Origin of the sequence: Pantoea allii (assembly GCF_046529425.1) — a bacterium.
Lineage (GTDB): Bacteria > Pseudomonadota > Gammaproteobacteria > Enterobacterales > Enterobacteriaceae > Pantoea > Pantoea allii.
Map to the genome: position 1 here is coordinate 2,945,759 of NZ_CP125958.1, position 13,859 is coordinate 2,959,617.

General features: G+C 55.0%; 13 protein-coding genes. 8 read left to right on the forward strand and 5 right to left on the reverse strand.

Going from position 1 to position 13,859, the window contains the following annotated elements; translation table 11 throughout:
* Nucleotides 1-39 precede the first annotated feature (39 nt).
* The 8 genes from rluE (at nucleotide 40) to QNH99_RS13950 (ending at nucleotide 7,890) form a co-directional block, all read left to right on the forward strand.
* Nucleotides 40-699 (forward strand): 23S rRNA pseudouridine(2457) synthase RluE, encoded by a 660-nt coding sequence (gene rluE / locus QNH99_RS13915; protein WP_145394767.1) that lies wholly within the window; start codon nucleotides 40-42, stop codon nucleotides 697-699.
* Between the two features lie 48 nt (nucleotides 700-747).
* Nucleotides 748-1,221: an NUDIX domain-containing protein gene (locus QNH99_RS13920; RefSeq protein ID WP_283355999.1), complete on the forward strand. Its 474-nt coding sequence runs from the start codon at nucleotides 748-750 to the stop codon at nucleotides 1,219-1,221.
* 39 nt (nucleotides 1,222-1,260) lie between these two features.
* Complete coding sequence (gene mnmA / locus QNH99_RS13925) at nucleotides 1,261-2,373, forward strand: tRNA 2-thiouridine(34) synthase MnmA (protein WP_256852491.1); 1,113 nt, start codon at nucleotides 1,261-1,263, stop codon at nucleotides 2,371-2,373.
* A gap of 34 nt (nucleotides 2,374-2,407) precedes the next feature.
* Nucleotides 2,408-3,049 carry a high frequency lysogenization protein HflD gene (hflD, locus tag QNH99_RS13930; RefSeq protein ID WP_109716093.1) on the forward strand — a complete coding sequence of 214 codons (642 nt, stop codon included), beginning with the start codon at nucleotides 2,408-2,410 and terminating at the stop codon, nucleotides 3,047-3,049.
* Between the two features lie 43 nt (nucleotides 3,050-3,092).
* On the forward strand, nucleotides 3,093-4,463 hold the full coding sequence (gene purB / locus QNH99_RS13935; protein WP_410516829.1) for an adenylosuccinate lyase: 1,371 nt from the start codon (nucleotides 3,093-3,095) through the stop codon (nucleotides 4,461-4,463).
* Between the two features lie 107 nt (nucleotides 4,464-4,570).
* A complete protein-coding gene (gene phoP, locus QNH99_RS13940; protein ID WP_063879103.1) occupies nucleotides 4,571-5,239 on the forward strand; it encodes a two-component system response regulator PhoP in 669 nt (222 codons plus the stop codon).
* Nucleotides 5,240-5,241: 2 nt separating this feature from the next.
* Nucleotides 5,242-6,708 (forward strand): two-component system sensor histidine kinase PhoQ, encoded by a 1,467-nt coding sequence (phoQ, locus tag QNH99_RS13945; RefSeq protein WP_410517677.1) that lies wholly within the window; start codon nucleotides 5,242-5,244, stop codon nucleotides 6,706-6,708.
* A gap of 57 nt (nucleotides 6,709-6,765) precedes the next feature.
* Nucleotides 6,766-7,890, forward strand: a complete 1,125-nt coding sequence (locus QNH99_RS13950) for a cupin domain-containing protein (protein WP_063879102.1) — start codon at nucleotides 6,766-6,768, stop codon at nucleotides 7,888-7,890.
* A gap of 67 nt (nucleotides 7,891-7,957) precedes the next feature.
* Here QNH99_RS13950 and pepT read toward each other — a convergent pair whose 3' ends face one another.
* The 5 genes from pepT to lolC form a co-directional block, all read right to left on the reverse strand.
* Complete coding sequence (pepT, locus tag QNH99_RS13955) at nucleotides 7,958-9,187, reverse strand: peptidase T (protein WP_063879101.1); 1,230 nt, start codon at nucleotides 9,185-9,187, stop codon at nucleotides 7,958-7,960.
* Nucleotides 9,188-9,594: 407 nt separating this feature from the next.
* A complete protein-coding gene (cobB, locus tag QNH99_RS13960; protein WP_063879100.1) occupies nucleotides 9,595-10,428 on the reverse strand; it encodes a Sir2 family NAD+-dependent deacetylase in 834 nt (277 codons plus the stop codon).
* 145 nt (nucleotides 10,429-10,573) lie between these two features.
* Nucleotides 10,574-11,818, reverse strand: a complete 1,245-nt coding sequence (lolE, locus tag QNH99_RS13965) for a lipoprotein-releasing ABC transporter permease subunit LolE (protein WP_063879099.1) — start codon at nucleotides 11,816-11,818, stop codon at nucleotides 10,574-10,576.
* Entirely contained in the window at nucleotides 11,818-12,522 is a 705-nt protein-coding gene (lolD, locus tag QNH99_RS13970; RefSeq protein ID WP_063879098.1) for a lipoprotein-releasing ABC transporter ATP-binding protein LolD, read from the reverse strand. The genes lolE and lolD overlap by 1 nt, the downstream gene beginning before the upstream one ends.
* On the reverse strand, nucleotides 12,515-13,714 hold the full coding sequence (gene lolC, locus QNH99_RS13975; protein WP_109716089.1) for a lipoprotein-releasing ABC transporter permease subunit LolC: 1,200 nt from the start codon (nucleotides 13,712-13,714) through the stop codon (nucleotides 12,515-12,517). Before lolC ends, lolD begins: the two co-directional genes overlap by 8 nt.
* Nucleotides 13,715-13,859 lie beyond the last annotated feature (145 nt).

The following is a 13,859-nucleotide window of genomic DNA, read 5'->3' on the forward strand; positions in this document are numbered from 1 at the left end:
CTACGCCAATCACCGCAATTTCGCGTTATAATGCGCTGAATGTTTCAGACTGCAAAGCGTATGCGAAAAACTAATCAGACTTCTCAACCAAATAAACGATTCAGCCGACAAACCCGTCCCGTACAGCGCAAGACTGTATCGCCCCCTGCCGTCCGGCGCGTGCTCCTGTTCAATAAACCCTTTGATGTGTTGCCGCAGTTCACCGACGAAGCCGGCCGCCGCACGTTAAAAGATTTTATTGATGTCAGCGAGGTTTATGCCGCGGGTCGCCTTGACCGCGACAGCGAAGGACTGATGGTGCTGACCAACGACGGCACCTTGCAGGCCGCGCTGACCCAGCCCGGCAAGCGCACCGGCAAGGTGTATTATGTGCAGGTCGAAGGCGTGCCGGAAGAGCAGGATCTGCAGCCACTGCGGGATGGGGTTACGCTGAAAGATGGCCTTACGCTGCCAGCTGGCATTGAAAAGGTAGCGGAGCCTGACTGGCTATGGGCACGCCAGCCGCCCATTCGTGAGCGCAAAGCGATACCGACGCAGTGGCTGAAAATCACCCTGTTTGAAGGGCGTAACCGTCAGGTCAGACGCATGACCGCCCATATTGGCTTCCCGACATTGCGCCTGGTGCGCTACGCGATGGGTGACTTTGTACTGGATAATCTGGCCCCTGGCGAATGGCGTGATATCAGCACCTTAGTCTAGGCACTGTTATCATTTCCATAACTTCAAGTTAACAATTCCGGAGGATTGATGTTTAAACCGCATGTCACCGTAGCCTGTCTGGTCCAGGCTCAGGGTAAACTGCTCGTTGTTGAAGAACGGGTGAACGGCGTGGCAACCTGGAATCAACCTGCAGGTCATCTGGAAGCGGACGAAACCCTTCTGGAAGCCGCGCAGCGTGAACTCTATGAAGAGACCGGTATTGAGGCCGCTGTGGAGTATTTTATTGGTATTAACCAGTGGATTGCCCCCGATAATACGCCTTTTGTGCGGTTTCTGTTTGGTCTGGATCTGGACACCACCCTGCCCACCACGCCGCAGGACAGCGACATTGATTGCTGCTGGTGGCTGGCGCCAGAGCAGATACTGACGGCGTCTAACCTGCGTTCGCCGTTAGTGGCAGAGAGCGTGCGCAGATGGCAACAGGGCGTGCGCTACCCGTTAGACCTGATCAGCCCGTTCAACTGGCCGTTTCATGCAGGTGCGCACCCGACTTCAGCGTGATAGAATGCGCCGCCTGTTTTATTGTTTTGCGAGCTTGTGATGTCTGATAACTGCCAGAAAAAAGTGATCGTCGGGATGTCCGGCGGCGTCGATTCTTCCGTTTCCGCCTGGTTACTGCAACAGCAGGGCTATCAGGTAGAAGGCCTGTTCATGAAGAACTGGGAGGAAGACGATGGCGAGGAGTATTGTACCGCCGCTGACGATCTGGCGGATGCACAAGCCGTGTGCGACAAACTTGGTATTAAACTGCACAAGGTAAATTTTGCTGCAGAATACTGGGATAACGTCTTTGAGCACTTCCTTGAAGAGTACAAGGCGGGCCGCACGCCAAACCCCGATATCCTGTGTAATAAAGAAATTAAATTCAAAGCGTTTCTGGAGTTTGCCGCAGAAGATCTCGGCGCAGACTTTATTGCCACCGGACACTATGTCCGCCGTCAGGATATCGACGGGCGTAGCCATTTGCTGCGCGGCCTGGACGGTAACAAGGACCAGAGCTACTTCCTCTACACGCTCAGTCATGAACAAATTGCCCAGAGCCTGTTTCCGGTGGGCGAGCTGGAAAAACCCGAAGTGCGCCGCATTGCTGAACAGCTTGAATTAATCACGGCAAAGAAAAAAGACTCTACCGGCATTTGTTTCATCGGTGAACGCAAATTTCGCGAATTCCTGGCACGCTACCTGCCCGCTCAACCGGGTGAAATCGAAACCGTTGATGGCCAGATTGTCGGTGAGCACCAGGGGTTGATGTACCATACGTTGGGCCAGCGCAAAGGGCTGGGCATCGGCGGTATGAAAGAAAGCAAAGACGATCCCTGGTACGTGGTTGATAAAGATGTCGCGCGTAACCGCTTAATCGTGGCGCAGGGCGGCGATCATCCGCGTTTGATGTCGGTGGGCCTGATTGCTCAGCAGCTGCACTGGGTGGATCGTCAGCCGGTTAACGCCCCGCTGCGTTGTACGGTTAAAACCCGCTACCGCCAGACCGATATCCCCTGCGAGATTATTCCGCAGGGCGATGACAAAATTGAAGTGCGGTTCGACGAACCGGTTGCCGCGGTAACACCGGGGCAGTCTGCGGTGTTCTACCTTGGTGATGTCTGCCTGGGTGGCGGCATCATTGAAGAACGTTTGCCTTGGGTTGCCGCATAATACCGGCGCTAATAACGCGTAAACTGGAGTGACCGTGGCAAAAAACTATCAGGAAATTACCCTCGCGCTGGCGGGCATTTGCCAGGCTGCCCATCTGGTTCAGCAGCTCGCGAATCAGGGGCACTGCCAGCCTGAAGCGCTGACGGTTTCCCTGCGCAGCGTACTGGATCTTAATCCGACATCCACGCTGGCGGTGTTCGGTAACAATGAAGCCAACCTGCGCCTTGGGCTTGAAACCCTGATGGCGGTGCTGAACAGCAGCAACCGTAAAGGTGCCAGCGCCGAGCTGACCCGTTACACACTGAGCCTGATGGTGCTGGAGCGTAAGCTCAACGCCAACAAGCAGGCCATGACCACGCTGGCCCAGCGCATCAGCCAACTCGATCGCCAGCTGGCGCATTATGAACTGGAATCTGACACCATTCTGAGCGCGATGGCGGGCATTTATGTCGATGTCATCAGCCCACTCGGCCCACGTATTCAGGTCACCGGCTCGCCGGCCGTCCTGCAGAATTCCCTGTTACAAAGCAAAGTTCGCGCCACGCTGCTGGCCGGTATTCGTGCCGCCGTACTGTGGCAGCAGGTTGGCGGAGGCCGACTGCAACTGATGTTTTCGCGCCAACGCTTACTGCGCGAAGCCAAAGCCCTATTATCCCGCCTGCCACTGACTTACTAAGTCCGTGGGGCAAACACCGTTAAATAAATCAGGAGTTGCACTGATGGAATTATCCTCTCTGACCGCCGTCTCACCTGTCGATGGTCGTTACGGCGATAAAGTCAGCCCGCTGCGCGCGATCTTCAGCGAATTTGGTTTGCTGAAATTCCGCGTTGAGGTTGAAGTTCGCTGGTTACAAAAACTGGCTGCGACCGCAGAGATCAAGGAAGTTCCTGCATTTGATGCGGACGCAAACGCTTTCCTTGACGGAATCGTTGCCAGTTTCAGCGAAACGGATGCGGCGCGCATTAAAACCATCGAGCGCACCACCAACCATGACGTAAAAGCCGTTGAATATTTCCTGAAAGAAAAAGTCGCTGACGTGCCTGCACTGCATGCGGTGTCTGAATTTATTCACTTCGCCTGTACCTCTGAAGACATTAATAACCTGTCTCACGCCTTAATGCTGGAAACGGCGCGCCGCGATGTCATCCTGCCTTACTGGCAGCAGTTGATCGACGCAGTAAAAGGTCTGGCGCAGGAATACCGTGATATCCCTCTGCTGTCACGCACCCACGGTCAGCCCGCAACGCCCTCTACCATGGGTAAAGAGATGGCTAACGTGGCCTACCGCATGGAACGCCAACTGCGCCAGCTGTCGCAGATTGACGTGTTAGGGAAAATCAACGGTGCCGTCGGTAACTATAACGCCCACATCGCCGCTTACCCGGAAGCGGACTGGCATCAGCTGAGCGAAGAGTTTGTGACCTCGCTGGGCATTACCTGGAATCCTTATACCACCCAGATTGAGCCGCACGACTATATTGCCGAGCTGTTTGACTGTATCGCCCGCTTTAACACCATCCTGATCGACTTCGATCGCGATATCTGGGGTTATGTGGCGCTCAACCATTTCAAACAGAAAACCATTGCGGGCGAAATTGGTTCATCGACCATGCCGCACAAAGTTAACCCGATTGATTTTGAAAACTCAGAAGGAAATCTGGGCCTGGCAAACGCGGTGATGCAGCATCTGGCAAGCAAACTGCCGGTTTCACGCTGGCAGCGCGATCTCACCGACTCTACCGTCCTGCGTAACCTTGGCGTGGGCGTCGGTTATGCGCTGATCGCCTATCAGGCGACCCTGAAAGGCATTTCTAAGCTGGAAGTGAACCGCGATCGCCTGCTCGACGAACTGGATCACAACTGGGAAGTCCTGGCAGAGCCGATTCAAACCGTGATGCGCCGCTACGGTATTGAAAAACCGTACGAGAAACTGAAAGAACTGACCCGTGGCAAACGCGTTGATGCGGCCGGTATGCAGGCCTTTATCGACAGCCTGGCGCTACCGGAAGAAGAAAAAATTCGCTTAAAACAGATGACCCCGGCAAATTATATTGGCCGCGCGATACAGATGGTTGACGATCTGAAATAATATCCTCTTTGCAGACCGGTTCCCGCCGGTCTGCGTTAACCTGCTGTTTAGTTCATTTCGCATATACTTATTAAAATTCGTTTCGATCTGATGCTAAAGGAAATCCTATGCGTGTTCTGGTTGTGGAAGATAATGCCCTGCTGCGCCACCATCTTTCGGTACAACTGCGAGAAATGGGTCATCAGGTTGATGCTGCTGAAGATGCCAAAGAAGCCGATTATTTCCTCCAGGAACATCTGCCCGATATTGCGCTGGTTGATCTGGGATTACCCGACGAAGACGGCATGTCTTTAATTCGCCGCTGGCGCAATGACGCGGTGCGTCAGCCTATTCTGGTGTTGACCGCGCGTGAAGGCTGGCAGGCGAAAGTGGAAGCGCTGGAAGCCGGTGCAGATGATTATGTGACGAAGCCTTTTCATATTGAGGAAGTCGCCGCTCGTTTGCAGGCATTAATGCGCCGCAACAGCGGTCATGCCTCGCAGATTATTGCTATGGCCCCTTTTCAGGTCGATTTATCCCGTCGCGAACTCACCATTAACGACCATCCCGTTAAGCTGACCGCGTTTGAATATACGATTGTCGAAACATTAATTCGCAATGCCGGCAAAGTCGTGAGTAAAGATTCCCTCATGCTGCAGCTTTATCCCGATGCAGAATTACGTGAAAGCCACACGATTGATGTATTAATGGGACGCCTGCGTAAAAAAATTCTTGCGCTGCATTCTGATGAAGTTATCGCTACCGTTCGCGGCCAGGGCTACCGCTTTGATCTCTGATGATGTCGTGGTTTAAACGCTATCGCCCTGTCTCGCTGCGGACGCGCTTCTTACTGGCCTCCGCAGCCATTGTATTAATCCTCTCCCTTTCTTATGGCATGGTTGCGGTCATTGGTTACGTGGTGAGTTTTGATAAAACCACCTATCGCGTCATGCGCGGCGAGAGCAATTTATTTTTTACCCTGGCACAGTGGAAAGATAATAAGCTCACCATCGCCCAGCCTGAGCGCACCATGCTCAATTTCCCCACCCTGGTGTTTATTTACGATGAACATGGCAAGCTGCTCTGGCAACAGCGCGATGTGCCGGAAATTCGTGAAAAGATCCAACCCGAATGGCTGTTAAAGCCCGATTTTTATGAAATAGACACCAGCACCAGTACCAGCCGGGCCGCCATGGGCGATAACCTTAGCGCGCAGCAGCAGCTTCATGCCTGGGATAATGACGACGACGATCAGGACACCTTTACCCACTCGGTGGCGGTAAACCGTTATGATGCCACGACAAACCTGCCCGCCTTAACCATTGTGGTGGTCGATACCATTCCGCAGGAGCTTCAGCATTCCGATGTGGTCTGGTCATGGTTCAGCTATGTACTGGCGGCTAACCTGATTTTAATCATGCCGTTACTCTGGCTGGCGGCGCACTGGAGTTTGCGTCCGATTGGGCACTTAACGCTGCAGGTGCGCGAGCTGGAAACCGGGCAGCGTGAAAACCTGGACGATAATCCGCCGCAGGAGTTACGCTCGCTGGTGCGCAACCTTAACCTGTTGCTGACCAATGAGCGTCAGCGTTACACCCGCTACCGCACGACGCTGGCTGACTTAACCCACAGTCTGAAAACCCCGCTGGCGGTGTTACAGAGTACGCTGCGTTCGCTGCGCGGGGGTAAAGAGCTGACGGTGGAAAAGGCCGAGCCGATCATGCTGGAACAGATCAGCCGCATTTCGCAGCAGGTAGGATATTACCTGCACCGTGCCAGCATGCAGGCCGATCACAATCCCCTGCAGCGCGATCTGCATTCGGTATCAGGTTTGCTGGACAGCCTGTGTTCGGCCCTGAACAAGGTTTATCAGCGCAAAGGCGTGGAAATCACCCTGGATATCTCGCCGGAAACCACCTTTTTTGGCGACCAAAATGATTTTATGGAAGTGCTGGGTAACGTGTTGGATAACGCCTGCAAATACTGTCTGGAATTTATCGAAGTCAGCGCCCATCAAACCGAGCACGCCTTGCACCTTTATATTGATGATGACGGTCCGGGTATTCCTGAGAGCAAACGCGACATGATTTTTGTGCGCGGGCAGCGTGCGGATACCTTACGTCCCGGTCAGGGGCTGGGGCTGGCGGTGGTGCGCGATATTCTCGAACAGTACGCCGGTAAGGTTATCGCCTCCAGCAGTCCGTTGGGCGGTGCCCGCATGGAAGTGGTGTTTGAGCGTCAGGAAATGGAACATCGCCGCGAGTAGTTCAGGCTGTGGGCTGTTATACTGGCAGGTATTTACAGCCCTTAGCGGAATCTCTTTATGGATTATCAGCTCGATCTCAACTGGCCCGATTTTATTCAGCGTTACTGGCAAAAGCGCCCGGTGGTGCTGAAGCGTGGCTTCAAGAACTTTATCGATCCCCTCTCGCCTGATGAACTGGCGGGATTAGCCATGGAAAATGAGGTCGACAGCCGTCTGGTCAGCCAGCAAAACGGCAAGTGGCAGGTCAGCCACGGTCCGTTTGAAAGTTATGATCACCTCGGTGAAAACAACTGGTCACTGCTGGTACAGGCGGTGAATCACTGGCATGAGCCTTCCGCCGCGCTGATGCGTCCTTTCCGCTTTCTGCCGGACTGGCGTTTAGACGATCTGATGATCTCCTTCTCGGTACCCGGTGGTGGCGTTGGCCCCCACTTTGACCAGTATGATGTCTTTATCATTCAGGGCACCGGCCGTCGCCGCTGGCGCGTCGGGGAAAAAGTGCCGCTGAAACAGCACTGTCCTCATCCAGACCTGCTTCAGGTCGAGCCATTTGACGCCATCATCGATGAAGAAATGGAACCGGGCGATATTCTGTATATTCCACCGGGGTTCCCGCATGAAGGCTACTCGCTGGAAAATGCCCTGAATTACTCGGTCGGTTTCCGCGCACCAAGCGGGCGTGAGCTGATTAGCGGCTTTGCCGATTACGCGCTGGCCAATGAACTGGGCAGCCTGCGTTACAGCGATCCGGATGTGCCCACGCGTGATTGTCCGTCGCTGATTCTGCCGCAGGAGGTTGAAGGCCTGCGCAAGGTGATGCTGGATGTCGTGAATCAGCCGGAACACTTTGAGCAATGGTTAGGTGAGTTTATTTCACAGTCCCGTCATGAACTCGACGTGGCACCGCCAGAACCGCCTTACCAGCCGGATGAGATTTACGATGCGCTGCAGCAGGGTGATGTCCTGTCTCGCCTTGGCGGCTTACGTGTTCTGACGCTGGGCAATGCCGTTTATATCAACGGTGAACGTGTTGAGTGCGCGCATCCGGCCGTGATGACCGTGCTGGCACATAACCATGAAATCGCCCTTGCGGATCTGGGTGATGCGCTGGACGATCCTGCCGTGCTGGCACAGATCGCTGGCCTGGTGAACGCCGGTTACTGGTTTTTTAGCGCCGAATAAGCCCTCGTCCGTTGCAACGGATGTAAAGGCCGCGCTGTTCGATTCAGGACAGCGCGGCCTTTTTTATTCAGGCTTTTTTCTGTCCCGCCAGCTCGGCCAGACGGACAATCACATCCACCGACTGCGCCATAATATTCAGCGAGGCAAATTCATGTTTGCCGTGATAGTTGTAGCCACCGGTAAACAGGTTAGGACAAGGTAGCCCTTTCCATGACAGCGACGAACCGTCTGTGCCGCCACGAATCGGTTTCACCACCGGCTCGATGCCACAGTCGCGCATCGCCTGCAGCGCCAGCTCAATGATATGCGGGAAAGGTTCGACTTTTTCGCGCATGTTGCGATAGCTGTTGCTGATCTCCACGGTAACAGAGCAGTCCGGATGTAATCCCTTGTTAATGTCAGCCGCCACCTGTTGCAGCGTGTTTTTGCGCTGTTCGAAGGCTTCAGTATCGAAATCACGGATGATGTAGTGCATTTCAGCATGCTCGACGGTGCCCTTCATCTGATGCAAATGAAAGAAGCCCTCATAGCCGTCCGTGCACTCCGGTTTTTCGCCAGCAGGCAGCGCGGCATTGAAACGGGTTGCCAGCTCCAGCGCGTTAACCATCACGTTTTTAGCAGAGCCGGGGTGGACGTTATTACCGACCACTTTGACCAACGCCGAAGCGGCATTGAAGTTTTCGTATTCGAACTCGCCCACATCGCTGCCGTCAACGGTATAAGCCCAGTCAGCCGCAAAGCCTTCGACATCGAAATGCGATGTCCCACGGCCAATTTCTTCGTCCGGCGTAAAGGCGACACGAATCGCGCCATGCGGAATATCACTTTCTGCCAGCCGCGCCATCGCCGTCATAATCTCTGCAATACCGGCTTTGTCATCGGCACCCAGCAGCGTTTTACCGTCAGTGGTAATCAGCGTGTGTCCGATCAGCTTATGCAATACCGGAAACATCACCGGCGACAGCACTTCATCGCCATTCCCCAGAGCAATATCGCCGCCCCGGTAATTTTCGATAATCTGCGGATTGACATTTTTCGCGGTGAAATCCGGCGACGTGTCCATGTGTGAAATAAAACCGATAACCGGCGTTGGCCAGTCAACGTTTGCCGGTAATGTGCCCATCACACAGCAGTGATCGCTCAGGCTCACATCCACAAAGCCCAACGCCAGTAGCTCTTCCTGCAGCTGACGGGCCAGCATCCATTGCCCTTCGCTGCTGGGCACCTGACGCGCCTGAGGTTTCGCCTGAGTTTCCACTGCCACATAACGCAAAAAGCGTTCAAGTAATTGCTTCATATATCATCCTTAAAAATTGCCGCCAATTATTATTAACAGACGGGCAAGAGGTCGCGTTGCGTCAAATCATTATCGTTCAGGTTAGCCCTGCTGCGGCAAATTAAGAATGCCAACGGGCATAAAAAACCCTGCAATGGCTGTTTTTTTGCGGCACGTTGCTCAGGTTTTCCCTCGCCGCAGCCTGTTGAGTGCCAACTGTGCGAAAACAGGGGCGGTTGCACCGCGCGCAGAACGAGAGCTGAACAGGGACAGGTTAAGCACGGCGGAAACCGAATCATCGCGAGCGATAACAATATGATGCGGCGGTATCGCTGAGGCGAGCAGGAAAACAGAGAATGACGGAATGCTACCGGAAACGGAATAAACAGCGGGCTAACGGTCCGCTGTTTATTCCGTGGCGTGATGCTTTATTTGTGTAGCCCGTGCAACAGTTTATGTACAAAGGCAGGCACCACGTCGCTGGCCAGCCCATAGTGACTTTCGGCAAATTCATTGCCAACCAGGCTGGGCTCCAGGTTCAGCTCTACCGTATGGGCGCCCTGCAGTTTTGCCTCGTGGACAAACCCGGCGGCCGGATAGACATGGCCCGAGGTGCCAATGGCAATAAACAGGTTCGCCTGCTCCAGCGCCTGGTAGATCGCTTCCATGCCGAGCGGCATTTCACCAAACCAGACGACGTGCGGACGCAGCACCGAGGGAAACTGACAGCAGGTGCAGCGATCGTCTGGCGTCACATCCTCCTGCCAGTCGATAACCTGACCACTGCTGGCACAGCGCACTTTTAACAGTTCACCGTGCATATGCAGCACGCGGCTGTTGCCCGCGCGCTCGTGCAAATTATCGATATTCTGCGTGACCAGCAGAAAGTTATCGCCCAGCACCTGCTCCAGCTCGGCCAGCGCCAGATGGGCGGCATTGGGTTGAATTTCCGGCTGCTGTAACTGCTGGCGGCGAGCGTTATAAAAACGCTGGACCAGGGCCGGATCGCGCCGGAAGCCTTCTGGCGTGGCCACATCTTCAACCCGGTGTTCTTCCCACAATCCGTCGGCGGCACGAAACGTGTTGATGCCCGATTCTGCAGATATCCCAGCACCCGTTAAGACAACGATTCGCGGCAACGGGTGCGCCGCCAGCTCGGCCTGGCGATCGCGTTCGAAAATACGCTGACGAAAGCGCTGATGCACTTTCCGGCGCGTTTTCTTCAGGCGGGCAAGTCGTAAACGGCGACGAGGTGTACGCATAAAGTCTCCTGGTGCGGTCGCAAAAAAAAAGCCACCGCGGGTCAATATATTTAGGGCAATCGGGCCCGGTGATCGGTGTAACGTTAATTCGCCCTGCTGTCAGCGCGGATCAGTCATGCGACGCCCAGGGTGCCGCATGACGCGCTTACTGTCCGCTCAGCACGCGAGCGGGATCGATACGACTGGCGCGCCGCGCCGGATACCAACTCGCCAGCAGGCTTAGCACAATAGCGGTAATCAGCACCGAAAACACGTCCAGCCAGTGTAATTCAGACGGCAGGAAGTCGATGAAGTAGATATCGCCCGCTAACAAATGGTGACCGGTCAGGGATTCCAGCCCTTTCATCAGCGAAGTGAGGTTGAGCGCCACCAGCACGCCGACCACCACACCGCTTACGCTACCCAGTAAGCCTGCCAGCAGGCCGTACCAGATAAAAATGGCGCGGATCAGCCCGTCTTTGGCGCCCAGCGTGCGCAGTACGGCAATGTCGCTGCTCTTGTCTTTCACCGCCATAACCAGCGTGGAAACGATGTTGAAACAGGCAACGCCAATCACCAGCACCATCGCCAGATACATGATGGCGCGAATCATTTGGATATCGCGGTACATATAGCCGTAGGTGCCAATCCAGCTTTTGATATAGACGTAAGAGTGCGTCACTTCTCCGGCCGCCCGTACCAGTTTTGACGCCTGGAAGGGATCGTTCATTTTCAGGGCAATGCCGGTGACGCTGTCGCCCATATCCAGATATTGCTGTGCGTCAGCAAGCGGCACTAAGGCCAGGCTGTGATCCAACATGCCGCTCAGCTGCAGAATGCCGCTGACCTGCAGCCGGATACGCTTGGGCTGCAGGAGCTTATTATCACCATCATTATTCGGGATCATGATGGTGATCCAGTCGCCCTGCTTGACGTTAAGCGCCTGCGCAATGCCGCCACCCAGGATGATTTGCTTTTTACCCGGCGCAAAGGTCGACCAGGCATTGTCAGTGACAAACTGCGGAAGCGCGCTTAAACGCGGCTCCTGCGCGGGATCAACCCCTTTCACCTGCAGCGCTTCCATCTTTGCGCCACTTTCAATCAGTCCGGTAAAGTTAATGTAGGGTGCTGCCGCCGCAATGCCGGGAACCTGCTCAATGGGCGCAATCATCGACTGCCAGCGCTGAAAAGGCTGATTGACGGCTTCGATTTCACCGTGCGGCACGACGGCCAGAATGCGCTTGTTTAGCTCACGCTCAAATCCGTTCATGGCGCTGAGACCAATGATCAATACCGCCACGCCCAGCGCAATCCCGATGGTTGAAATAACGGAGATCAGTGAAACCATTCCTCCCCGACGGCGGCCACGGCTAAAACGCAGCCCTAACAGCAGCGATAACGACGATCCCATCAGACAGCTCCTGCAAGGATAATCCGGTCGCTTAACTGACCGTCACGCATCTCCATCTGCCGCGACATGCGTTTCGCCAGATGCAGATCGTGCGTCACCACCAGAAACGCGGTGCCCTGACGCACATTCAACTCACCTAAGAGTTCGAAAATAGCATCGGCGTTACGGGCATCCAGGTTACCGGTCGGCTCATCGGCCATGACCAGGCGCGGGCGGTTAACCAGTGCCCGGGCGATAGCCACGCGCTGGCGTTCTCCCCCGGAAAGTTCTGACGGGCGATGCGCCGCGCGATGTTCCAGCCCCACGGCCGCCAGCATCTCCCGCGCGCGTGTTTGCGCTTCGCCTTTGGTCACTTTGCCAATCAGTAACGGCATCGCGACATTTTCCAGCGCGGTAAAGTCCGGCAACAGATGGTGGAACTGATAGATAAACCCGAGTTCGCGGTTGCGCAGCTCCGCTTTGGCAGACGATGACATACCGTTCAGTGAGCGACCGTCAAACACCACTTCGCCCGAGGTGGGCGCATCCAGCCCGCCCAGCAGGTGCAACAAGGTACTTTTCCCTGAACCCGAACTGCCGACAATCGCCATCAGTTCACCGGGTTGCACATCAAAGGTCACATTGCGTAGCACGTCGGTCTGCACGCTGCCTTCCTGATAGCGTTTGCACAGGTCACGGCACTGCAACAAAGGAGAGTTACTCATAGCGTAAAGCCTCAGCGGGTTGGACGGCGGCGGCGCGCCATGAAGGGTAAAGCGTAGAAAGCAGCGCAATAATCATTGCACTAAAGGCGATAGTGACGACCTGCCACACGTTGATATCGACAGGCAGCGCCGCGCCATCCAGGAACAGGCCAATGACCGGCATCAGATGATTAAGCTGGCTGGCTAACAGCACGCCAAGCAGCGCACCGAGCAGCGTGCCGATAATGCCGGCGCTGGCACCCTGCACCATAAAGACGGCGACAATCTGACGACGGGTTAATCCCTGCGTTTGCAGGATAGCGACTTCGCCCTGCTTCTCCATAATCAGCAGGCCCAGCGAGGTAATAATGTTAAAGGCGGCAACGGCAATGATCAGGCTCAGCAGCAGCCCCATCATATTTTTCTCCATGCGCACGGCCTGGAACAGGTCCCCTTTGCGTTCGCGCCAGTCCTTCCACACCATGCCTGGCGGTAAGGCCTGCTGAGTGACGCTGTCAACCTGTAACGGTTTATCCAGCCACAGCCGCCAGCCGGTAATGTTCCCCGCCGGATAACGCATGATGCGTGAGGCATCCTGCTGATTAACCAGAATCTGGTAACCATCGACTTCACTGTTAGCCGCATAGGTTCCGGCAACGGTAAACAGACGCTGGCTCGGTACGCGGCCCATCGGTGTAAACTGACTGACGGACGGCACCATCAAGCGCAGCATGTCACCCCGTTTGACGCCCAGTTGCGAGGCCAGCTGTTCACCCAGAATCACCTTGTATTGCCCCGGCTGTAGCACGCTTTGCTGCGTGTTCACGAGGTAAGGCGTCAGCGGATCTTTTTCATCCGGCTGAATGCCTAACATCACGCCAACCGAAACGCTGTGTGAGCTTTGCAACACCACGTTCGCCGTGGTTAACGGCGCGATGCGGTTAATCCCCTTAAGCTTCAGGTCGGATGCCGGGAATTGTTGAGGATTAATGCTGCCTTTGTCGCTGGTCACCAGCGCCTGCGGCATCAGGCCCAGGATGTTGCCCTCAAGCTCTCGCTCGAAACCATTCATCACAGACAGCACAGTAATCATTGCCAGCACGCCAAGCGTGATACCAATGGTGGAGAGCCAGGAGACAAAGCGACCGAAACGGTCTGCAGCTCTTCCGCGCATGTAGCGCAGACCGATAAATAGCGCGACAGGTTGATACATGGAATCCAATGTACAGTTGCTGGAAAATAAGTAGAGAGGATGATAAAGGAGCGGCTCACTTTATGAAACCTCTAACCCTCTGAGTCTGCTGCAAAGTTGTATCAGAATAGGTTATCAGCGGGTTGATGCACAGGATTAGCCTATA

Bases quoted from the DNA above. Each gene is read 5' to 3' on its own strand.
- rluE (WP_145394767.1), top strand. From the start codon at position 40: ATGTTTCAGACTGCAAAGCGTATGCGAAAAACTAATCAGACTTCTCAA.
- QNH99_RS13920 (WP_283355999.1), top strand. From the start codon at position 748: ATGTTTAAACCGCATGTCACCGTAGCCTGTCTGGTCCAGGCTCAGGGT.
- mnmA (WP_256852491.1), top strand. From the start codon at position 1,261: ATGTCTGATAACTGCCAGAAAAAAGTGATCGTCGGGATGTCCGGCGGC.
- purB (WP_410516829.1), top strand. From the start codon at position 3,093: ATGGAATTATCCTCTCTGACCGCCGTCTCACCTGTCGATGGTCGTTAC.
- phoP (WP_063879103.1), top strand. From the start codon at position 4,571: ATGCGTGTTCTGGTTGTGGAAGATAATGCCCTGCTGCGCCACCATCTT.
- phoQ (WP_410517677.1), top strand. From the start codon at position 5,242: ATGTCGTGGTTTAAACGCTATCGCCCTGTCTCGCTGCGGACGCGCTTC.
- QNH99_RS13950 (WP_063879102.1), top strand. From the start codon at position 6,766: ATGGATTATCAGCTCGATCTCAACTGGCCCGATTTTATTCAGCGTTAC.
- pepT (WP_063879101.1), bottom strand. From the start codon at position 9,187: ATGAAGCAATTACTTGAACGCTTTTTGCGTTATGTGGCAGTGGAAACT.
- cobB (WP_063879100.1), bottom strand. From the start codon at position 10,428: ATGCGTACACCTCGTCGCCGTTTACGACTTGCCCGCCTGAAGAAAACG.
- lolE (WP_063879099.1), bottom strand. From the start codon at position 11,818: ATGGGATCGTCGTTATCGCTGCTGTTAGGGCTGCGTTTTAGCCGTGGC.
- lolD (WP_063879098.1), bottom strand. From the start codon at position 12,522: ATGAGTAACTCTCCTTTGTTGCAGTGCCGTGACCTGTGCAAACGCTAT.
- lolC (WP_109716089.1), bottom strand. From the start codon at position 13,714: ATGTATCAACCTGTCGCGCTATTTATCGGTCTGCGCTACATGCGCGGA.